This is a genomic window from Streptomyces sp. NBC_00576 (assembly GCF_036345175.1).
GTDB lineage: Bacteria > Actinomycetota > Actinomycetes > Streptomycetales > Streptomycetaceae > Streptomyces.
This window is the reverse complement of the sequence record NZ_CP107780.1, coordinates 3,778,183-3,798,684: the sequence shown is the minus strand read 5'-3', so window position 1 is coordinate 3,798,684 and position 20,502 is coordinate 3,778,183. Positions and strand designations below refer to the sequence as shown.

The following is a 20,502-nucleotide window of genomic DNA, read 5'->3' as shown; positions in this document are numbered from 1 at the left end:
CCAGTGATTCTTTGCCCACCGATGAACCTTCCCCGAACCCTTGTCCACGCGTATACCCGTGAGTAGCGTTCAAGATGTACCGAACGTACTAGTGGTAACAGCAGACTTGCTCGGGCGGCGCTCGTGCGGCAGTCGAAAGTGGGTGGGGGCCGGTGGTCCGCAGACCGGTGGCATGGATCGTGGCGGTCGTCCTCTTCGTGGAGGCGTTCGGCATCGCTGCGCTGAACTGGTTGCTCGGGATAGTCGTCGACCGCCAGAAGATGTCCCTCGCCGGCCTCGACCCGGACATGATGTCCGTGTCCTCGAAGATCGGCGGCCTGGTCTTCGGCGCCTACTTCGCGCTGTGCGGCGTGGTGGCCCTGCTCGTCGCCCTGCGCGACCGCTCCCCGGCCGGCCTCGGCCGCATCCTGCTGATCAGCGTCGCCGTGGTGCACGCGCTGCTGGGGGCCTTCGCCTGGGGGCTGGTGGGTGTGCCGGCGTTCCTGACCATGGTCGCGGTGCTGACGCTCGTGGTGCTCCTGCTGATGACGTACGACAGGCAGAACGGCACCGCGGCCAAGGCTCCCCATGACGGCACGGACGGCACGGGCGGCGGCTCCCCGGCCGCGGACAACGCCGGCTCGCCCCTGACACCCCCGCCGACCCCCAGCACCCCCTGACCGCTGCTTCCGCTTCGACTGCTACTTCTCCCGGGGCGTCCACAACTCCGTGATGCCGACGCCCAGTTCGGCGAGCAGCTTGCGTACGAGCGGCAGGCTGATGCCGATGACGTTGCCGTGGCCGCCGTCGATGCCGTCGATGAACGGTGCCGAACGGCCGTCGAGGGTGAACGCCCCGGCGACGTGGAGCGGCTCGCCCGAGGCGACGTACGCGGCGATCTCCTCGTCCGTCGGCTCGCCGAAGCGGACCACGGTGGACGCGGTGGCCGAGACATGGCGCCCCGCGGCCGTGTCGTAGACGCAGTGCCCGGTCTGGAGCGTGCCCTCCCGGCCGCGCATCGACTTCCAGCGGGCGGTGGCCTCCTCGGCGTCGGCGGGCTTGCCGTACGCCTGGCCGTCCAGGTCGAGGACGGAGTCGCAGCCGATCACCAGCGCGCCCCGCACCCCGGGCTGCGCGGCCACCACGGAGGCCTTGGCCTCGGCGAGGGCGAGGGCCAGTTCGGCCGGGGTCGGCGCGGTCACGGCGTCCTCGTCGAACCCGCTGACTATCACCTCGGGGTCGAGTCCGGCCTGCCTGAGCAGATTGAGCCGGGCGGGGGACTGGGAGGCGAGCACGAGACGGCGGCGCGGCTGATCGGTCATGCGGCCAGGGTATCGGCGGCCTGCGGGCCTACCGCACGCCGAGCACGATCATCGCGAGCAGCATGGCCAGCGCCATGAGAAACCCGAGCCGCCGAAGCATCTGCTGCGCGTCGCGCAGTTCCTTCGGCGGCTCGTTCTTGGGGTCGGACCACAGCATTCCACTAGCGTGCGGCTTGGCGGGTCGGGGGCGCCTGAGTACGCGTACTCAACTTGCCCGAACGGTTCCGCTCAGCCCGGCCAGTAGGTGCGGCTCCAGGATGTCGGGCTCGGGTGGGGCAGGTGGTGGGCGGCGATGCGGGACGGGTCCGCCCACGCGTCCGTGGTGCCGGGTGCGCCGGGCGGTATGGAGGACGCCGCCACGGCGCGGGCTCGGACCACCGCCAGGGCGGCGGCGAGCTCCTCGGGGGTCGGGTTGCCCCGTACGACCTTGATCGTCATGACGCCGGCTCCTTAAAGCGGGATGTTGCCGTGCTTCTTCGGGGGCAGGGACTCGCGCTTCGTACGGAGCTGGCGCAGCCCTCGTACGACATGGCGGCGGGTGTCGGACGGCAGGATCACCGCGTCGACGTAGCCGCGTTCGGCCGCGATGTAGGGGTTGAGGAGGTGGTCCTCGTACTCCCGGATCAGCCGGGCGCGGACCACGTCGAGATCCTCGCCGTTCGCCTCCGCCTCGGCGATCGTGCGGCGGTGCAGGATGTTGACCGCGCCCTGGGCGCCCATCACGGCGATCTGGGCGGTCGGCCAGGCGAGGTTGAGGTCGGCACCCAGGTGCTTGGAGCCCATGACGTCGTAGGCGCCGCCGAAGGCCTTGCGGGTGATGACCGTGATGAGGGGGACGGTCGCCTCGGCGTACGCGTAGATCAGCTTGGCGCCGCGACGGATGATGCCCGTGTGCTCCTGGTCGACGCCCGGCAGGAAGCCGGGGACGTCCACGAAGGTGATCACCGGGACGTTGAAGGCGTCGCAGGTGCGGACGAAGCGGGCCGCCTTCTCCGACGCGTCGATGTCGAGGCAACCCGCGAACTGCATCGGCTGGTTGGCGACGATCCCGACCGGACGCCCTTCCACCCGGCCGAACCCGGTGAGGATGTTGGGCGCGAACAGGGACTGCGTCTCGAAGAACTCGGCGTCGTCCAGGACGTGTTCGATCACCGTGTGCATGTCGTACGGCTGGTTCGCGCTGTCCGGGATCAGGACGTCCAGTTCGCGGTCCTCGTCCGTGACGGTGAGGTCCGCCTCCTCAGGGAACAGCGGGGGCTCGCTGAGGTTGTTGGACGGCAGGTACGACAGCAGCTGCTTGACGTACTCGATGGCGTCCTTCTCGTCGCCGGCCATGTGATGGGCCACGCCCGAGGCGGAGTTGTGGGTGCGCGCACCGCCCAGCTCCTCGAAGCCGACGTCCTCGCCGGTGACCGTCTTGATGACGTCCGGGCCGGTGATGAACATGTGCGAGGTCTGGTCGACCATGACCGTGAAGTCGGTGATGGCCGGCGAGTACACGGCGCCACCGGCGCACGGCCCCACGACGAGCGAGATCTGCGGGATGACACCGGAGGCGTGGGTGTTGCGGCGGAAGATCTCGCCGTACGCGCCCAGGGACGCCACGCCCTCCTGGATACGGGCGCCGCCCGAGTCGTTGATGCCGATGACCGGACAGCCGGTCTTCAGCGCGAAGTCCATGACCTTGACGATCTTCTGGCCGTAGACCTCGCCCAGCGCACCGCCGAACACGGTGAAGTCCTGGGAGAACACGGCGATCGGACGGCCGTCCACGGTGCCGTAACCGGTCACCACACCGTCTCCGTACGGGCGGTTGTTCTCCAGCCCGAAGTTGGTCGAGCGGTGCGTGGCGAACTCGTCGAGTTCCACGAACGAGTCCTCGTCGAGGAGCAGTTCGATCCGCTCACGGGCCGTCAACTTTCCCTTGGCGTGCTGCTTCTCGACAGCCCGTTCCGATCCGGCGTGCGTCGCCGCCTCGACGCGGCGCTGCAGGTCCGCGAGCTTGCCAGCGGTGGTGTGGATGTCGATCTGCGGCGGCTGTACCGGCTCGGCCATCGGGATGCGGCTCCCTGCAAAGAGTGACGTGCTCAGAAGGGGGATGGGCTACTCATCCGTAGCGTAGTGGGGTGCCTACCCATCGGCAGTGCGGCGTTTACCACACTCATCTCCTCTTCACAGAAGGGCAGGGAAGATCTCCGGAAGGTGGCACGTGAACACGCGGCCACGCATATGCTCAGGATGTCGCGGCGGGACACGCCGGAGAGGTGACATCGCGAGACCGGTCGAGCACCTGTGAACCTCAGCCCTCAAGGGCTGGAATCCATCCCCCTCTGCGGGATCGAGGATGTCAAATCTAGTGTGGCTTGCATGATGGAGACGCCACCGAACGATGAAGGTAACCCGCCCGACGGGCACGGTGAGCCGAGGTCGGACCGCTGGTCCGACCTCGACCGCCCCCCTCTGAACGCCGCTGGCCTGCGCAGGGCTCTCGTGCGCGAGGGCAGCCTGTGGTCCGACGTGAACGTGGTGCGGAGTACCGGCTCGACCAACGCGGACCTGGTCGCCCTGGCGACCGCGGGCAAGGCAGCCGAGGGCGTGATCCTGCTCGCCGAGGAGCAGACCGCCGGACGCGGTCGGCTGGACCGGCAGTGGACGGCGCCTGCTCGTTCCGGACTGTTCTTCTCCGTGCTGCTGAAGCCGACACAGGTGCCGGTGACCCGCTGGGGATGGCTGCCGCTGCTCACCGGGGTCGCGGTGGCGACGGGGCTGTCACGCGCCGCGGGCGTCGATACGTCCCTCAAATGGCCCAATGACCTGCTGGTGAGCGTGGGAGGCGCGGAGCGCAAGGCGGGCGGGATCCTCGCGGAGCGGGCCGGTACGGACGGTGTGGTGATCGGCATCGGCATCAACGTCACCCTGCGCGAGGACGAGCTGCCGGTGCCGACGGCGGGGTCGCTGGTCCTGGCGGGGGCTGTGGGGACGGACCGGGATCCGCTGCTGCGGGCGGTGCTGCGGTCGCTGGAGCAGTGGTACCTGCGGTGGCGGGCGGCGGAGGGGGATCCCGTGTTGTCGGGGCTGCAGGAGACGTATGCGGCGGGGTGCGCGACGTTGGGGCGGACAGTGCGGGCGGAGTTGCCGGGGGACCGGAGTGTGGTGGGGGAGGCGGTTGCTGTGGACGGCGACGGAAGGTTGGTGCTGGCCACGGGGGAGGGGGTGCAGGAGCCGGTGGGGGCGGGGGATGTGGTGCACTTGCGGCCGGCGTGAGGTGGATTTTCAGCCCGTCCGGCGACTGAGGACAAGGCCCGTTCAGGGCCGGAGCGGGGTCTGGGGGCGGCAGCCCCCAGTGAGGCTCACACCAACTCCGGCGCGTCGTCCCTGCTGGACCCAGCGGAGCGAGGCCGTATCGTTGAGGGCGGTCGATATCTGACCGTGACAGATCGGAAGGGCAGCAGGCGTGACCGTCGACGACACGGGCTCTGACGCGGCGGGCAGCCGGGTGGATGGGCAGGACGCCGACCCCGGTGATGACCCGCTCGCCCTGCGTCTGGAACAGCTCATCCTCGGTGCCGAGCGGCGCTACACCCCCTTTCAGGCGGCCCGCAGCGCCGGTGTCTCCATGGAACTGGCGTCCCGTTTCTGGCGGGCGATGGGCTTCGCCGACATCGGGCAGGCCAAGGCGCTGACGGAGGCGGACGTACTCGCGCTGCGCCGGCTCGCCGGTCTCGTGGAGGCGGGGCTGCTGAGCGAGGCGATGGCCGTGCAGGTGGCGCGCTCCACGGGGCAGACCACCGCCCGTTTGGCCGAGTGGCAGATCGATTCCTTCCTGGAGGGGCTGACCGAGCCGCCCGAGCCCGGAATGACGCGCACCGAGGTGACGTACCCGCTGATCGAGCTGCTCCTGCCCGAGCTGGAGGAGTTCATCGTGTACGTCTGGCGGCGCCAGCTCGCCGCCGCGACCGGGCGGGTCGTGCAGGCCGCCGACGACGAGGAGATGGTCGACCGGCGGCTCGCCGTCTGCTTCGCCGACCTGGTCGGGTTCACGCGGCTGACCCGTCGTATGGAGGAGGAGGAGCTCGGCGAACTCGTCGAGGCCTTCGAGACCACGGCCGCCGATCTGGTGGCGGCGAACGGCGGGCGGCTCGTCAAGACGCTCGGCGACGAGGTGCTGTACGCGGCGGACGAGCCGGGTGTGGCCGCCGAGATCGCGCTGCGGCTGATCGAGACGATGGCGCACGACGAGACGATGCCCGAGCTGCGGGTCGGGATGGCCTTCGGCACGGTGACCACCCGCATGGGCGATGTGTTCGGGTCGACGGTGAATCTGGCCTCGCGGTTGACGTCGATAGCGCCACGGGATGCCGTGCTCGTCGACGCGGCGTTCGCGGAGGAGCTGATCCGTACCGGGGACGCGCCCGCCTCCGAGGCGGAGGCGGCCGAGGCCGCTGCCGCCGCGGAGAAGGAGGGCGAGGAGCCGCCGGTGTACCGCTTCGCGCTCCAGCCGATGTGGCAGCGCCCGGTGCGCGGGCTCGGCGTGGTCGAGCCCTGGCTGCTGACCCGGCGGGCCGGCCCCGTCGCATAGGGCCTGCACAGGGCTGACCCGGCCGCTCGTCAACCCGCCTGACCCGCCTACTGAGATTTGCCGCGTGATGTCGCGAGGGGGCGCTGACCTGCGAGGGCTGGCATCGTTCCGGGCCATCAGACGAAGATCACCTGTAGTCGCGAGCCGAGAACCTGTCTTCGACGGCAGGCGCCTTGTGCGATCTTCGGCGACCTTCTAGCCTCAGTCCACCATTGGCGATCAACGTGACGGGGGACGTGACGCGGTGAACGACGCCATCACAGCGGCTGAAGGCACCGGCAAGCCCGATGCGTCCAGTCGTTCCATACGTAGTCTGCTGGCCCACTGGGGCCCCACGATCGTCTTCAACATCGCCGGGCCGATCCTGCTCTACGGCTACCTGACCGATCACGGGTGGAGCAAGGCGCATGCACTGATGCTCGCCTCTCTGCTGCCGTTGGGGGAGATCAGTGTCGTCTACGCGCTCCGCCGCCAGATCGACGACTTCGGCGTCTTCACATTGATCACGATGGGCTTGACGCTGGTGAGCATGGTGGCGTTCAACAGCGCCCGTGCGATCCTGATCAAGGATTCGCTGCTGATCGGCATCATCGGCCTGGGGATTCTGCTGACGCTGGTGATGGCGCGTCCGTTCGCGTACTACATGGGCCGCAAGTTCGCCACCGACGGCACCGAGGCGAGTCGCGCCTGGTGGGAAAGCTTGTGGCGGTACGACGGCTTCCGGCGCACCCAGCGGACGATCACCATCGTGTGGGGCGTCGCGTTCGTGGTCGAGGCCGCCGTTCGCGTCCTGCTGACGTACATGTTGTCGACGTCGATCATGGTGAGCGTCAGCAGCATCGGGCCGTTCGCGGTGCTCGTCTCCCTGGTCTTCTGGACGATCCGCTACAGCCGGCGCAAGCAGGCCCAGGCTGAGCGGGCGCAGGGACCGGTCGAGGCGCCTGGTGCCACGGGTCTGGCCGGGAACGGCACCGTGACCTGAGAGCAGCCCTTGCTGGTGATCATTGCGTGAAGTGCCGGAGCGGCCTGATCCCTCGCGGGTCGAGGCCGGTCCTCTGCGACATCGCGCGGCGAAACTCAGTAACCCGCCTCCGTCGTGATGGCTCAGTGGCGGTGGTTCAGCGCGTCCACGCACAGGCCGATGAGCGGTACGCACACCCCGCCGGGCGCCGAGGCCTCCGGTGCCGGTGCGGGGGCCCGCGAGGGCTCTGGCGTCGGCGTGGGGGCCGGTGCCGCCTGCTGCGGGGGCTGTGGCTGGGGCTGAGGCGCCATCGCGGCCGGTGCCGGAGCCGTCGGCCGCAACTGGCCGGGGGTGGTGACAGGCGCCGGTGTGCTGGGCTGCTGCGGGATCGTGGTGGCGTCGGCGGCGGGCGCGAGAGACGTGGGCAGCGCGCCGAGGGGCATGGGCCGCAGGGGGCCGGTCGTACTCGGGAGAGCCGTCGGGAGCGCGGGCGCGGTCGGGACGGGGGTCGCGCCGCCCATGGGGGCGCTCGCCGACGGGTTCGCCGTGGGGACTCCGTCGACGGTGGCCACCGTGTTGCCGGTGCGGTCCGCCGAGGTGTCGTCAGCCGTGGTCGCGTTGGTGTCCGTGGCCAGGTCGGTCTGGGCCTGCGCCCTGCCGACGCCGCCCACTCCGCCGTCGGGCGTCATCCGTACGAGGCTCAGGACCCCGGCGGCCAGCGCGAAGCCGCCCGCCGCGAGCAGCACTTTGCGGGGGCGGGGCTTGCGGTGCCGGCCCCGGGGGCGGTTGACGAGGGGGGTGGTGGGCGTGGTCTCGGGTGCCGGGGGCGTGGCGCGGGGCGGGGGAGGCGTCCATGCCCGGGCAGGGGGCGGGGACTGAGGCGGTGACTGGGGCGGGACCCGTGGCGGGACCTGGGCGTGCCTCGGTGTGCCTGTCTCGACCGGCCTCGTCGCTGTGTCCGTCATCGCGATCCCTCCCCGTTGCGCTCGTGCCCCGGGTGCGCCGTGGCGGAGCGCACGTTATGCGCTCCTGGCAGCGGATTTCGGGAGACCGGTGCGATGTCACCCGAACGAGGAGAGGGGGTCCCTTCTCCGTCTGTTCTTCCCCTGGGCACGGGCGGGCTGCGATGATCGGGGCGGCTGTAGTTAACCTGCGTTAACCAGGAGGGTGTCATGGGTGAGGAGCGGTCCGAGGAACGGTCCGAGGAGCGGTTCGGGGAGTTCGTTGTGGTGCGGCGGCACGATTACGTCGCCGAGCTCGTCCTCGATCGGCCGAAGGCCATGAACGCGGTCTCCTCCGCCATGGCCCGGTCCATCGGCGGCGCGTGTGCGGCGCTGGTCGCCGACCGTGACGTACGCGCGGTGGTGCTGACCTCCACCCATGAGCGGGCGTTCTGCGTCGGGGCCGATCTCAAGGAGCGGAACTCGATGTCCGACGCCGAGCTGGTCCGGCAGCGGCCGGTGGCGCGGGGTGCGTACACGGGTGTGCTGGAGTTGCCGATGCCGACGATCGCCGCGGTGCACGGGTTCGCGCTGGGCGGCGGGTTCGAGCTGGCGCTGTCCTGCGATCTGATCGTGGCGGACTCCACGGCCGTGGTGGGGCTGCCGGAGGTGTCCGTGGGGGTGATTCCGGGGGGCGGCGGTACGCAGTTGCTGCCCCGGCGGGTGGGGGCGGCGCGGGCCGCCGAGCTGATCTTCACGGCGCGGCGGGTGGAGGGGGCCGAGGCGCGGGAGCTGGGGCTGGTGGACGTGCTGGTGGAGGAGGGGCGCGACCGGGAGGAGGCGCTGACGCTGGCGTCCCGGATCGCGGCGAATTCCCCTGTCGGGGTACGGGCGGCCAAGCGGGCGTTGCGGACGGGGTTCGGGTTGGACCTGCGGGCGGGCCTTGAGGTGGAGGACGCCGCGTGGCGTTCCGTTGCCTTTTCCGGCGACCGGGCGGAGGGGGTGGCGGCGTTCGCCGAGAAGCGGGCGCCGGTCTGGCCGGGTGAGTAGGGGGGCGTTGTCAGAGCTCCTCCGGGCGTTGTAAGGGCCCTTCCGTAAGGGCCCCCTCGTTCGCCCTCTCGATGTCTCAATTCATCCCAAACATTCCTAACCTGGGTCAATGGGTGAGGAAAGCCGGCTCCGCGCCGTCGTGACGCTCGCGCAGGGCATGGCCGCCGCGCAGAGCCCCCGCGAGTCCTGGCGTGCCGCCGCGCTCGGTGGGTGTCACGCGCTGGCCGGTAACTTCGCCGCGCTGTCGGTCTGGGAGCGGGAGCTGGGGCGGCTGCGGGTCCTCGTGAACGTGGGGGAGCGGGCCGCCGACGAGGAGGAGTTCCCGGAGGGGGAGGCCTACCCCGTGCACGAGTTCCCGGAGATCGCCGAGTTCCTGCACGAGCGATGGGCGGGCGGTGGTGAGCCCAACGCCTGGGTCGAGACCGCCGAGGGGCCGGCACGAGGGCCGTCGGCGGGGCGCGCCGGGTACTGCCATCAGCGCGTCGCCGCCCTACGGCGCCGGGGGCGCGGCTGCTGTGTCGTCGCCCCCGTCGTGCTGCATGGCAGGGCCTGGGGTGAGCTGTACGTCGCCCGGCCCGCCGGTGCCCCCGTCTTCGGCCGTGCCGACGCCGACTTCGCCACCGTCCTGGCCTCTGTCGTCGCCGCCGGGATCGCCCAGACCGAGCGGCTGGAGGAGGCGCGGCGGCTCGCCTTCACCGACGCGCTCACCGGGCTCGCCAACCGCCGCGCGGTGGACGCCCACCTCGACGAGGCGATCGAGCGGCACCGGCGGGACGGTGCCGTGGTCAGTCTGGTCGTCTGCGATCTGAACGGGCTCAAGCGCGTCAACGACAGCCTGGGGCACGCCGTCGGCGACCGGCTCCTCGAACGGTTCGGATCCGTGCTGTCGCTGTGCGGGGCCATGCTGCCCGGCGCCCTCGCCGCCCGGCTCGGCGGCGACGAGTTCTGCCTCCTCGTGGTCGGTGCGCCCGTCGACGACGTGGTTCGGGCGGCGGGCGAACTGTGCCGTCGCGCCGCCGAGTTGGAGCTGGGGGAGGGGGTCGCCTGCGGGATCGCGTCGACCGCCGACGCGATCGGGCCGGTGCGGACGGCTCGCCGGTTGTTCCGGCTCGCCGATGCGGCGCAGTACCGGGCGAAGGCGGTCCACGCGGACCGGCCCGTGGTCGCGGGGCGCGAGGGCCCCGACGACCCGGTCGTCCGGCTCGCTGACGCGAGGCCCTCCGGGGAGGAAGTTGTTGAGCGGCGGCGGTTCCGTGGGCGGCGGTTGTGAGGTGCGGGGGGTTGGTGCGGGCCCTTGCTGGGGGCTGCGCCCCCAGGCCCCCTCCGGCCCTGAACGGGCCTTGTCCTCAATCGCCGGACGGGCTGGGGGTGCGGGCCGGTGCTTGGGGGTGAGGGCGGGTGCTAGGCGTGCGGGCGGGTGCTGGCGTGTTGTAAGGGGTGTACCGGGCACCCGGTAGTGACATCTTGGAATTCACTGCGTACGCTCCTGAATATGGATATGCACACTGTGGTGGTGGGGACGTCCGGGACGACCGCGGCCGACGTGCTCGCCGTGGCGCGCGGCGGGGCCCGGATCGAGCTGTCCGGCGAGGCTGTCGCCGCCCTCGCGAAGGCCCGCGGAATCATCGACGCGCTGGCCGCCGAGCCCACGCCCGTCTACGGCGTGAGCACCGGGTTCGGTGCCCTGGCGAGCCGGCACATCAGCCCCGAACTGCGGGCCCAGCTCCAGCGCAACATCGTCCGCTCGCACGCCGCCGGCATGGGTCCGAGGGTCGAGCGGGAGGTCGTACGGGCCCTGATGTTCCTGCGGCTCAAGACCGTCTGCTCGGGGCACACCGGCGTACGGCCCGTGGTCGCGCAGACCATGGCCGACCTGCTCAACGCCGGCATCACCCCGGTCGTGCACGAGTACGGCTCCCTCGGCTGCTCCGGAGACCTCGCACCCCTCTCCCACTGCGCCCTCACGCTCATGGGCGAGGGCGACGCGGAAGGGCCGGACGGGGTGGTGCGGCCGGCCGGTGAACTTCTCGCCGAGCACGGCATCGCGCCCGTCGAGCTGCGTGAGAAGGAGGGCCTGGCCCTCCTCAACGGCACCGACGGCATGCTCGGCATGCTGATCATGGCCCTCGCCGACCTCGACACCCTCTATAAGTCCGCCGACGTCACCGCCGCGCTCTCGCTGGAGGCGCTCCTCGGGACCGACAAGGTGCTCGCGCCCGAGTTGCACGCCATCCGGCCGCACCCGGGTCAGGGGGCCAGCGCGGCCAACATGCTCGCCGTGCTGAGGGGTTCGGAGCTCACCGGGCATCACCAGGACGGCGCGCCGCGTGTCCAGGACGCCTACTCCGTGCGCTGTGCCCCGCAGGTCGCCGGTGCCGGGCGGGACACCATGGCACATGCGCGGCTCGTCGCCGAGCGGGAGCTGGCCTCGTCCGTCGACAATCCCGTCGTCCTTCCCGACGGGCGCGTCGAGTCCAACGGGAACTTCCACGGCGCTCCGGTGGCGTACGTCCTCGACTTCCTCGCCATCGCCGTCGCCGACCTGGGGTCGATCGCCGAGCGGCGCACGGACCGTCTCCTCGACAAGAACCGCTCGCACGGGCTGCCGCCGTTCCTCGCGGACGACGCCGGGGTGGACAGCGGGCTGATGATCGCCCAGTACACGCAGGCCGCTCTGGTCAGCGAGTTGAAGCGGCTCGCCGTACCCGCCTCGGCCGACTCGATCCCGTCCTCCGCGATGCAGGAGGACCACGTCTCGATGGGCTGGTCGGCGGCGCGCAAACTCCGTACGGCCGTCGACAACCTCGCCCGGATCATCGCCGTCGAGCTGTACGCCGCCACGCGCGCCATCGAGCTGCGGGAGGGTCTGACGCCCGCGCCCGCGTCCCAGGCCGTCATCGACGCCGTACGGGCGGCCGGGGTCGAGGGGCCGGGGCCGGACCGGTTCCTGGCGCCCGACCTCGCCGCGGCGGACGTGTTCGTGCGGGGTGGGCAGGTGGTCGCGGCGGTGGAGCCGGTGACCGGGCCGCTGCAGTAGCCGCCGCGGTGCGGGGGTCGGGGCCCTGCCGGTGCCGCCGGACGGGGCCCCTTTTCTTCGACGGTCAAAAAAACGTCAAGTTCTCCAAGTTCCGCAAAAACTTGGTATCCCGCGTCCCGATCCCGCTCAGAACCCCAGGCGTTCCCGCCGCAGCGAATACACCACGAACCCCGCGCCCAGGGCGAGGCTGAGTGTGCCGCCGTAGACGTACGGGGTGGTGTCGAAGGTGCCGGTGTCGGCGAGGCGGGTGCCGTCGTCGGCGGCCGAGTCCGAGGTCGTCGTGGATGTCGACGTGGCGGTGGTCGTGCTCCCACTCGTGCTCGTGCCGGTGGTCGTACTGGTGCTTGTGTTCGTTTTCGTCACGGATATCTGACGAGTGAAGTCCGACATCGTGGACATGGACGTGTCCGCTCTGTGCTGCCGCTCCACCGACTTCTCGGCCGTCGCGTTGGCGGACGGGACGAACCACAGAGCACCCAGGAGGGTGCCTGCGGCGGTGGCGGTCAACAACGATCGATGTGCGGATGACACGGAATATCGATCCCCTTGTGGCGCTGGCGAATTGGCCGTGGCCCCGATGCTAATGAAAGGCGCGGGTCGTGGGAAAGTTGCGGGAGCTGTGAGCCGTACGCTCTCCGACCATGAGCACATCAGAGACATCACGTTTTGTACGACTTCGGGTGGAACTGGTCGTCGAGGTCGACGACGTGGACGCCCTGACGAAGGCCGCGCTGCAGCGGATCGCCGGTGACGCCGAGATGCCGGCCGACGAGCGGGTGCACGCCGAGGACGCTGTGACGGAAGACACCGCGGAGGCGCTCGCGTACCTCGTGGACCCGTTCGACCTGATCGGAGAGGTGCCGGGGACCGAACTGGCACAGGCCTCGTGGAGCAGCGAGGAGATCGACTACGACCCGGATTCGCCGGATTGGGATCTGGACGAGGATGATGACGTGGAAGGCGACGAGGTGGTCGGGGAGCGGGTCGACGGCTGACGCGGCTGGGGAGAATTCGTGACCCCGGGCGGCAACCGCCGACCGGGGTTTCGTCGTCTCAGAGGGAGCAGTGACCGGCATGGGCACCACGCGACCCGGTGGAGTACAGGACGGGCGGACAGCCTCCTGTGACCCAGGCGACGTGGTGTGCCCCACACATCAGGTGAATGTGGAACGGGACGAACCGGTCGTAGCGTTGAAGCTTGTTACGGGTACTTGTCAGGTTCCGTACGGGGACTCGTGAGTCCCGGCGGTTGACGGTTCGGGGATTCGGCAACGATGGAGAAGCGTGTGATGACGGACAGTAGGCGGCGCAAGGGTCTGATGGCCGCGTCCGCCCTGCTCGGTGGCGTGCTGGTGCTCTCTGCGTGCAGCGGAGGCGACAGCGACAGTGCCTCCAAGGGCGACAGCGGTACCGACACCTCGCAGGCCAAGGCCGACGAGGCGGCGGCCGAGAAGGCCTCCGAGGCGCAGATCAAGATCACGCCAGGGGACGGTTCGAACAACGCCTCCATCAACAACGCCGCCCAGGTGGCGGTGACCAAGGGCACTCTGACGGCCGTGGAGATGACGACGGCGGACGGTACCGCTGTCGCCGGTGAGATATCGGCCGACAAGACCAGCTGGAAGCCGAGCGGCCAGCTGGAGCGCGCCACCACCTACAAGGTGACGGCCGAGGCGAAGGACGCCGACGGCCGCGCCGCCCACGAGAACGCCTCGTTCACCACGGTCGCCGCCGCGAACAGCTTCGTCGGCTACTTCACTCCCGAGGACGGCTCGACCGTCGGGGTGGGCATGCCCGTGTCGATCAACTTCGACAAGGCGATCACCGACAAGTCTGCCGTGCAGAAGGCCGTCACGGTCTCCTCGACCAGTGGGCAGGAAGTCGTCTGCCACTGGTTCAACGACACCCGTATGGACTGCCGGCCCGACGACTACTGGCAGGAGAACTCCACCGTCACGCTGAAGCTGGCGCTCGACGGAGTGGAGGGCGCGAGCGGTGTCTACGGCGTGCAGCAGAAGACGGTCACGTTCAAGATCGGCCGCAACCAGGTGTCCATCGTCGACGCCAAGACGAAGACGATGAAGGTCACCCAGGACGGCAAGGTCGTCAAGACCATCCCGATCTCCTCCGGTTCGCCCGAGAACAAGACGTACGAGGGCAGGATGGTGATGTCGGAGAAGTTCAAGGAGACGCGCATGAACGGCGCGACCGTGGGCTTCACCGACGACGACGGCAAGGGCGAGTACGACATCAAGGACGTGCCGCACGCCATCCGGCTGACCACGTCCGGCACCTTCGTGCACGGCAACTACTGGAGCCCCGACGGGACCTTCGGCAGCGCCAACGTCAGCCACGGCTGCGTCGGCCTGAACGACACCAAGGGCGCCAACGACCCGAACAGCGAGGGCGCCTGGTTCTACGACCACTCGATCATCGGTGACGTCGTGGACGTCCGGAACACCGGTGACAAGACGGTCGACCCGGCCAACGGCCTCAACGGCTGGAACATGAGCTGGGCGGACTGGAAGGCGGGTTCGCAGGCCTGACGATCCGTCGGCCCGGACTCTCCTGACTCCCCGATTTCCGAGGGCGGTCGCTCGTACGAGCGACCGCCCTCGGCGTTTTCACAGCAGTTCTGACGCTGATCACAGCCTTCTCATGCGTCTCTTATGCGGGGCTTATCGCGTCATCACGCGGCGTACCTAGCTTGCGGCCATGTTCTTCACCTACCTGAGGCGCGAACTGCGCCGCCGCCGTAAAGCGGCACTCGTCGTCGCCTCCGGGCTTGCGCTCGGCATCGCCCTGGTCATCGTGGTCACCTCCGTGTCCTCGGGCATGTCGAAGGCGCAGGACAAGGTCCTCGAGTCGTTGTACGGACTCGGTACCGACATGACCGTCACCAAGGCCGCCGCGGCCCAGACCGGCACCGGTGACACCCAGCGCCGGCGCTTCCAGTTCGACGCCCAGGGCAACGACTCCGACACGGAGCAGAGCAGCGACCGGGTGTTGGTCCAGGGCTTCGAGACCCTGGCCGCCTCCACGGTCACCAAGGTCGGTACGCAGAAGGGCGTTTCGGACGCCGTCGGCGGGCTGAGCCTCCAGGTCATCAAGGTCAGCGGCCAGTTCAGGCAGGGCCAGTTCCGGCAGGAGGAGCAGAGCACAGGCGGCAACCAGGGCGGCGGATTCCCCCGCGGCGGCTCAACGGGCGCTCCGGAGGGGCGGGTTGAGGGCGGTGGCGCCGAGTTCGACGTCAACAACTACTCGGTGTACGGCGCCGACGTCACCAAGCCGGAACTCGGGCCGCTGACCTCCTCGAAGATCACCAGCGGACGCACCTTCACGACCTCCGAGACCGACGCCAAGGTAGTGGTCGTCGACGCCTCCTACGCCAAGGAGAAGAAGCTCAAGGTCGGCAGCACGGTCACCATCAAGAGCGTCAAGTACAAGGCCATCGGCATCGCCACCCCCGAGAGCGGCGACGCGGCGGCCAACCTGTACATCCCGCTGAAGCAGGCCCAGACCCTCAGCGACTCCAAGGACAAGGTCACCACGATCTACGTCCAGGCGACGGACTCCCAGCAGATCAGCTCCGTCAAGTCGACCATCCAGAAGAACATCTCGGGTACGACCGTCACGACATCTGCGGATCTCGCGAGTACCGTCTCCGGGTCCCTGTCCACCGCCTCCGACCTGGCCTCCAGCGTCGGCAAGTGGCTGTCCATCGCGGTGCTCGTCGCCGCCTTCCTGGTCGCGGGCCTGCTCACCTCCTCGGCCGTCTCCCGGCGGGTGCGCGAGTTCGGCACGCTGAAGGCGCTCGGCTGGAAGTCCGGCCGGGTCACCCGGCAGGTCGTCGGCGAGGCCATCGTCAACGGGCTGGTGGGCGGTGCCCTCGGGATCGCGCTGGGCCTCGCGGGTGCGTATGCCGTCACCGCGATCAGCCCTGAACTCCAGGCGGAGCTGGGCAGTTCGGGCGGCAACGCCGGTCCCGGCGGCGGGGGCGGCTTCCCCGGGGGTGGTGGCGGCTTCGGCCGGCAGGCCGCGTCCAAGGCCCTGACGGTCGCGCTCACCGCGCCCGTCGCCGTCTCCACCATCGTCCTCGCGGTCGGCCTCGCCGTCACCGGCGGCCTGATCGCCGGCGCGTTCGGCGGCTGGCGCGCGTCGCGGCTGCGTCCGGCGGACGCGCTGAGGCGCGTCGAGTAACGAGGGGCTCGGCTGCGGCCGGCGGGGACTGGACCCACCTGAGGGGCGCGGGGAACTGCGCGACCAGCCCCCACCGGCCCGCAGCCGACAAACGACCGCCACCACCCCGAATCTCACGCAGGAGCCACCATGTACGAACTCAAGGGCGTAACCAAGCGCTACACCCGAGGAAAAGAAGCCGTCGACGCCCTCGCGGGCATCGACCTGACCATCGCCGACGGCGACCGCCTGGTCATCCAGGGCCCCACAGGCGGCGGCAAGTCCACGCTGCTGCAAATGCTCGGCGGCCTCGACCGCCCCACCGAGGGCAGTATCGATCTCGACGGCACGGATCTCGCCAAACTGTCCGAGAGCCGCCTCACCAAAGTCCGTAGCGAGAACATCGGGTTCGTCTTCCAGAGCTTCAATCTCATTCCGACACTGTCGGCCCAGGAAAACGTCGAGACCGCTCTCGTACCGCTCGGCGTCAAGGGCAGGGAACGCCGCGAACGGGCCGCCGAGGCCCTGAAGTCGGTCGGGCTCGGAGAGCGCCTCGGGCATCTGCCGGGGGAGATGTCCGGCGGCCAGCAGCAGCGCGTCGCCATCGCTCGTGCGCTGGTCAAGCAGCCCAAGGTGCTGCTCGCCGACGAGCCCACCGGGAACCTCGACGAGTCGATGCGCGACGAGATCATGGACGTACTGGAAACCATGTGGAAGGAGCTCGGGCTCACTTTCATCATGGTCACGCACGATTCGGCGATCGCGAAGAAGGCCCCGCGGGTGGCCACAATCCGTAAGGGAAAGATCACCGTGAAGGAGAACGCGGGCGCGTAAGGGAGAACGCGGGCGCGCAAGGGAGAACACCGGCGCGTAAAGGGAACAGCGGCGCGCAGGAATTCGTCACTGCCTCGTAACAGCCGACTCGTCAACGTCCAGTCTATTGAGCGGCTGATCACCCCTCGGCATAATTCACGGTCGGGGGGTGTGTGCGCATGCGTGCGGAACTCCCCCAGCCGGGTGAACGGGGAACTTGCCCGGCACTTCAGCCAGCGCTCCAGGGGGAGACTTGCGCAAACAAGTGAAAAGAGTATGCGCGGCAACCGTAGCCACGGCAGCCGCAGTTGCCCTCGCGGCGGGCATGACCGGCCCGGCGTCCGCGAAGGGCGAGGCGAAGGCCGAACAGCAGCGCGTGACCAGTGCTGCTGCCCAGAAGCTCAAGCCGGCGCACCGCATCACGCTGATCACCGGTGACCGGGTCGCCGTCGACGCCAAGGGTCGCGTCGTCGGCCTGGAGCGGGCGGCGGGCCGCGACAAGATACCCGTACAGATCCGCAAGGTCGACGGGCACACGCTCGTCGTTCCGGCCGACGCGGCCCGTCTGGTCTCGGGCGGCAAGCTCGACCAACGGCTGTTCGACATCACGGAGTTGAACAAGGAGACGACCCGGAAGTCCCAGCAGAAGGGACTGAAGGTCATCGTCGGTTACGCGGGGGCGGCGACCGCCACCAAGGCCGACGTCCGCGACGCGGGCACGCTGCGCCGGACGCTGAAGTCCCTGAACGCGGACGCCGTGCAGACACCGCAGAAGGACACTCCCGAACTCTGGGACGCGGTGACCAACGGCGACAGGACCGCCGCCGGGATCGCGCACATCTGGCTCGACGGCACCCGCAGGGCGAGCCTCGACAAGTCCGTGCCGCAGATCGGCGCGCCGAAGGCGTGGGCGGCCGGCTACAACGGCAAGGGCGTCAAGATCGCCGTCCTGGACACGGGTGTCGACGCCACCCACCCGGACCTCAAGAACCAGGTGATCGCGGCCAAGAACTTCTCCACGGCCACCACCACCGCCGACAAGGTCGGCCACGGCACGCACGTCGCGTCCATCGCGGCGGGCACCGGCGCCAAGTCCGGCGGCAAGTACAAGGGTGTCGCACCCGGCGCCAAGATCATCAGCGGCAAGGTCCTCGACGACACCGGCTCCGGTGACGACTCGGGCATCCTCGCCGGCATGGAGTGGGCGGCCGAGCAGGGCGCCCAGATCGTCAACCTCAGCCTCGGCGGCCAGGACACCCCCGAGGTGGACCCGCTGGAGGCGACGGTCAACAAGCTGTCCGCCGGGAAGGGCATCCTCTTCGCGATCGCGGCGGGCAACTCCGGTCCGGAGTCGGTCGGTTCACCGGGCAGCGCCGACGCGGCGCTCACCGTCGGCGCGGTCGACGACAAGGACCTGCTGGCCGACACCTCCAGCACCGGCCCGCGCGTCGGCGACGGCGCCATCAAGCCGGACGTGACCGCGCCCGGCGTGGACATCACGGCCGCCTCCGCCAAGGGCAGCCTCATCGAGCAGGAGGTCGGCGAGAAGCCGGCCGGGTACCTCACCCTCTCGGGTACGTCGATGGCGACACCGCATGTGGCGGGCGCGGCGGCGATCCTCAAGCAGGAGCACCCGGACTGGACGTACACCGAGATCAAGGGTGCGCTCACCGGGTCCGCGAAGGGCGGCAAGTACACGCCGTTCCAGCAGGGTTCGGGCCGTATCCAGGTCGACAAGGCCATCAAGCAGACCGTGATCGCCGACCCCGCGTCGGTGAGCTTCGGCACGCAGGCGTGGCCGCACACCGACGACACCCCGGTCCCCAAGCAGCTGACGTACCGCAACCTCGGCAAGACCGACGTCACGCTGAAGCTGGCGGCGACCGCGACCAACCCGAAGGGCCAGGCCGCTCCGGCCGGCTTCTTCAAGCTGTCCGCGACGACGCTGAAGGTCCCGGCGGGCGGCAAGGCCTCCGTCGGCTACACCGTCAACACCAAGGTGGGCGGCACCCTCGACGGCACGTACTCCTCGTACGTGACGGCGACGGCCGGTGCCCAGAGCGTCCGTACGGCGGCGGCGGTCAACCGTGAGGTCGAGTCGTACGACGTCACGGTCAAGCACATCGACAAGGCTGGGCAGCCGACCGGCGAGTACTACACGGTCGTCGATGGCTACAGCGGCCTGGCCACCGGCCGCTACTACGAGGTCCCGCCGGCGGCCACCGGCACCACGATCGTGCGGCTGCCCAAGGGCACGTACCTCCTGGACGCGTGGATCGCGAAGGACTTCACCAAGCCCGACCTGGGCGGTGACGGTCTCGACTGGCTGGTCCAGCCGAAACTGACGGTCACCAGGAACACCTCGGTGACGATCGACGCGCGCACCACCAAGGCGGCCGACATCACGGTGCCGGACGCAGGTGCCAAGCCGCAGAGCGTGACGGTCGACTATCTGTACGAGGTGCCGGGCATCACCGTGGGAGTCAACCTCGACTCCTTCGCGAATCTGCGGATGGCCCACATCGGCGCGGAGGTCACCGGCCTCTCGCAGACCTGGTTCGGCCAGTTCAGCAAGGGCGCGGGCGCGGAGTACGACGTGATCACCACGGCCAAGGTGAAGAAGATCCAGGGCAACAAGGTCCGCCACTTCAAGGCGAGCGAGTTCGCCACGGTGTCGAACCGCCTTGGTGCCGGGTCGCCCCACAAGACCGGTGCGCTCGGCGTGATCGCCCTGCTGCCCGAGGACGTCAGCTTCGGCGGGCTCGTCGAGCAGGCGCTGCCGGGCACGCGTACGTCGTACATGTCCACGGGTGAGAAGGTCCAGTGGATCTTCGAATTCACCCAGTTCAAGGGCAAGAACGCACAGGGTGTCCCGATCCCCGAGGCCTCCTACACGCTCGGTACCCCGGAAACGCTGAAGGCGGGCAAGAAGTACACGCGCACCTTCAACACCGCGGTCTTCGGCCCGCGGCTGCTGCCCGACTACGGCCTCTTCCGCGACGGCAACTTCATCTACGGTCTGGTGCCGCTGTTCGCCGACGGTGCGGGCCACCCAGGCTCGTCCGACTTCACGTCGGTGACGACGACGCTCTACCGCAACGGCAGGAAGGTCGCTACGAACGACGATCCGCTGTTCGCCGAGAAGGCGTTCACGGTTCCGGCGGGCGACGCCGCGTACAAGCTGACGACGTCGGTCAAGCGCAGCGTCAAGGTCGCCCAGGCGTCCACCCGGATCGACGCGAGCTGGACGTTCCGGTCGAAGAAGCCGGGGGAGGACGGGGCTCAGCTGCCGGCCTCCTCGGTCCGCTTCAACGCGGCCGTCGGCCTGGACAGCAAGGTCGCGGCGGGCAAGAGGGCCACGTTCCCGGTCGTCGTCGAGGGCGCGGCGCGCGGCCGCAACCTGAAGACGCTGTCGGTGTACGCGTCGTACGACTACGGCAAGACCTGGAAGAAGCTCACCGTGAAGAACGGGAAGATCACCGTCGTGAACCCGAAGAAGGGGGCGGCGATCTCCTACCACGCGAAGATCACCGACAAGAAGGGCAACAAGTCGACGATCTCGATCTACAACGCGTACTACGGCAAGTAGGTCGCCGGAGGCGTGTGGGCGGACGGCCTGTCGGGGGGATGTCTCCGGCGGG

The 20,502-nt window shown here is 69.6% G+C and carries 18 protein-coding genes; 12 read left to right on the top strand and 6 right to left on the bottom strand.

Annotation, left to right across the window (positions count from 1 at the left end):
• Positions 1-152 precede the first annotated feature (152 nt).
• Entirely contained in the window at positions 153-659 is a 507-nt protein-coding gene (locus OG734_RS15995) for a hypothetical protein (protein ID WP_330288173.1), read from the top strand.
• A gap of 21 nt (positions 660-680) precedes the next feature.
• On the opposite strand, the gene OG734_RS15990 is transcribed toward OG734_RS15995, so the two are convergent.
• The 4 genes from OG734_RS15990 to OG734_RS15975 all read right to left on the bottom strand — a co-directional run bounded on the left by OG734_RS15990 (position 681) and on the right by OG734_RS15975 (position 3,356).
• Complete coding sequence (locus tag OG734_RS15990; protein ID WP_330288172.1) at positions 681-1,301, bottom strand: nucleoside triphosphate pyrophosphatase; 621 nt, start codon at positions 1,299-1,301, stop codon at positions 681-683.
• 28 nt (positions 1,302-1,329) lie between these two features.
• Positions 1,330-1,458: a morphogenic membrane protein MmpB gene (mmpB, locus tag OG734_RS15985; protein WP_330288171.1), complete on the bottom strand. Its 129-nt coding sequence runs from the start codon at positions 1,456-1,458 to the stop codon at positions 1,330-1,332.
• A 71-nt stretch (positions 1,459-1,529) separates the two neighbouring features.
• Positions 1,530-1,739, bottom strand: coding sequence for an acyl-CoA carboxylase epsilon subunit (locus OG734_RS15980; protein ID WP_330288170.1), 210 nt, complete (start codon positions 1,737-1,739; stop codon positions 1,530-1,532).
• A 12-nt stretch (positions 1,740-1,751) separates the two neighbouring features.
• Positions 1,752-3,356: an acyl-CoA carboxylase subunit beta gene (locus tag OG734_RS15975; protein ID WP_330288169.1), complete on the bottom strand. Its 1,605-nt coding sequence runs from the start codon at positions 3,354-3,356 to the stop codon at positions 1,752-1,754.
• A 315-nt stretch (positions 3,357-3,671) separates the two neighbouring features.
• Between OG734_RS15975 and OG734_RS15970 the strand changes: the two genes are divergently transcribed.
• The 3 genes from OG734_RS15970 (at position 3,672) to OG734_RS15960 (ending at position 6,862) form a co-directional block, all read left to right on the top strand.
• Positions 3,672-4,565 (top strand): biotin--[acetyl-CoA-carboxylase] ligase, encoded by an 894-nt coding sequence (locus tag OG734_RS15970; RefSeq protein ID WP_330293673.1) that lies wholly within the window; start codon positions 3,672-3,674, stop codon positions 4,563-4,565.
• Between the two features lie 190 nt (positions 4,566-4,755).
• Positions 4,756-5,880 (top strand): adenylate/guanylate cyclase domain-containing protein, encoded by a 1,125-nt coding sequence (locus OG734_RS15965; protein WP_330288168.1) that lies wholly within the window; start codon positions 4,756-4,758, stop codon positions 5,878-5,880.
• 244 nt (positions 5,881-6,124) lie between these two features.
• A complete protein-coding gene (locus OG734_RS15960) occupies positions 6,125-6,862 on the top strand; it encodes a VC0807 family protein (protein WP_330288167.1) in 738 nt (245 codons plus the stop codon).
• Between the two features lie 122 nt (positions 6,863-6,984).
• On the opposite strand, the gene OG734_RS15955 is transcribed toward OG734_RS15960, so the two are convergent.
• Positions 6,985-7,806, bottom strand: a complete 822-nt coding sequence (locus OG734_RS15955; RefSeq protein ID WP_330288166.1) for a hypothetical protein — start codon at positions 7,804-7,806, stop codon at positions 6,985-6,987.
• A 207-nt stretch (positions 7,807-8,013) separates the two neighbouring features.
• On the opposite strand from OG734_RS15955, the gene OG734_RS15950 reads away from it, so the two are divergent.
• The 3 genes from OG734_RS15950 (at position 8,014) to hutH (ending at position 11,869) form a co-directional block, all read left to right on the top strand.
• The gene (locus OG734_RS15950; protein ID WP_330288165.1) at positions 8,014-8,832 is read left to right on the top strand and encodes an enoyl-CoA hydratase/isomerase family protein; all 819 of its coding nucleotides are present in this window, start codon (positions 8,014-8,016) and stop codon (positions 8,830-8,832) included.
• 109 nt (positions 8,833-8,941) lie between these two features.
• Positions 8,942-10,102, top strand: coding sequence for a GGDEF domain-containing protein (locus OG734_RS15945; RefSeq protein ID WP_330288164.1), 1,161 nt, complete (start codon positions 8,942-8,944; stop codon positions 10,100-10,102).
• A 228-nt stretch (positions 10,103-10,330) separates the two neighbouring features.
• A complete protein-coding gene (gene hutH, locus OG734_RS15940; RefSeq protein ID WP_330293672.1) occupies positions 10,331-11,869 on the top strand; it encodes a histidine ammonia-lyase in 1,539 nt (512 codons plus the stop codon).
• 126 nt (positions 11,870-11,995) lie between these two features.
• On the opposite strand, the gene OG734_RS15935 is transcribed toward hutH, so the two are convergent.
• Positions 11,996-12,400, bottom strand: a complete 405-nt coding sequence (locus tag OG734_RS15935) for a cell wall protein (RefSeq protein WP_443064865.1) — start codon at positions 12,398-12,400, stop codon at positions 11,996-11,998.
• Between the two features lie 110 nt (positions 12,401-12,510).
• Here OG734_RS15935 and OG734_RS15930 point away from each other — a divergent pair, with 110 nt between their 5' ends.
• The 5 genes from OG734_RS15930 to OG734_RS15910 all read left to right on the top strand — a co-directional run bounded on the left by OG734_RS15930 (position 12,511) and on the right by OG734_RS15910 (position 20,450).
• Positions 12,511-12,864 (top strand): hypothetical protein, encoded by a 354-nt coding sequence (locus OG734_RS15930; RefSeq protein ID WP_330288163.1) that lies wholly within the window; start codon positions 12,511-12,513, stop codon positions 12,862-12,864.
• Positions 12,865-13,143: 279 nt separating this feature from the next.
• Complete coding sequence (locus OG734_RS15925) at positions 13,144-14,415, top strand: L,D-transpeptidase (protein ID WP_330288162.1); 1,272 nt, start codon at positions 13,144-13,146, stop codon at positions 14,413-14,415.
• 169 nt (positions 14,416-14,584) lie between these two features.
• Positions 14,585-16,069, top strand: coding sequence for an ABC transporter permease (locus OG734_RS15920; RefSeq protein ID WP_330288161.1), 1,485 nt, complete (start codon positions 14,585-14,587; stop codon positions 16,067-16,069).
• Between the two features lie 129 nt (positions 16,070-16,198).
• Entirely contained in the window at positions 16,199-16,882 is a 684-nt protein-coding gene (locus tag OG734_RS15915; RefSeq protein WP_330288160.1) for an ABC transporter ATP-binding protein, read from the top strand.
• Between the two features lie 304 nt (positions 16,883-17,186).
• Complete coding sequence (locus tag OG734_RS15910; protein ID WP_330288159.1) at positions 17,187-20,450, top strand: S8 family peptidase; 3,264 nt, start codon at positions 17,187-17,189, stop codon at positions 20,448-20,450.
• Positions 20,451-20,502 lie beyond the last annotated feature (52 nt).

Excerpts from the sequence above, each read along its gene's own strand:
- OG734_RS15975 (WP_330288169.1), bottom strand. The coding sequence starts at position 3,356 with ATGGCCGAGCCGGTACAGCCGCCGCAGATCGACATCCACACCACCGCT.
- mmpB (WP_330288171.1), bottom strand. The coding sequence starts at position 1,458 with ATGCTGTGGTCCGACCCCAAGAACGAGCCGCCGAAGGAACTGCGCGAC.
- OG734_RS15990 (WP_330288172.1), bottom strand. The coding sequence starts at position 1,301 with ATGACCGATCAGCCGCGCCGCCGTCTCGTGCTCGCCTCCCAGTCCCCC.
- OG734_RS15915 (WP_330288160.1), top strand. The coding sequence starts at position 16,199 with ATGTACGAACTCAAGGGCGTAACCAAGCGCTACACCCGAGGAAAAGAA.
- OG734_RS15950 (WP_330288165.1), top strand. The coding sequence starts at position 8,014 with ATGGGTGAGGAGCGGTCCGAGGAACGGTCCGAGGAGCGGTTCGGGGAG.
- OG734_RS15970 (WP_330293673.1), top strand. The coding sequence starts at position 3,672 with ATGGAGACGCCACCGAACGATGAAGGTAACCCGCCCGACGGGCACGGT.
- hutH (WP_330293672.1), top strand. The coding sequence starts at position 10,331 with ATGCACACTGTGGTGGTGGGGACGTCCGGGACGACCGCGGCCGACGTG.
- OG734_RS15945 (WP_330288164.1), top strand. The coding sequence starts at position 8,942 with ATGGGTGAGGAAAGCCGGCTCCGCGCCGTCGTGACGCTCGCGCAGGGC.
- OG734_RS15955 (WP_330288166.1), bottom strand. The coding sequence starts at position 7,806 with ATGACGGACACAGCGACGAGGCCGGTCGAGACAGGCACACCGAGGCAC.
- OG734_RS15920 (WP_330288161.1), top strand. The coding sequence starts at position 14,585 with ATGTTCTTCACCTACCTGAGGCGCGAACTGCGCCGCCGCCGTAAAGCG.
- OG734_RS15910 (WP_330288159.1), top strand. The coding sequence starts at position 17,187 with ATGACCGGCCCGGCGTCCGCGAAGGGCGAGGCGAAGGCCGAACAGCAG.
- OG734_RS15930 (WP_330288163.1), top strand. The coding sequence starts at position 12,511 with ATGAGCACATCAGAGACATCACGTTTTGTACGACTTCGGGTGGAACTG.
- OG734_RS15925 (WP_330288162.1), top strand. The coding sequence starts at position 13,144 with ATGGAGAAGCGTGTGATGACGGACAGTAGGCGGCGCAAGGGTCTGATG.
- OG734_RS15980 (WP_330288170.1), bottom strand. The coding sequence starts at position 1,739 with ATGACGATCAAGGTCGTACGGGGCAACCCGACCCCCGAGGAGCTCGCC.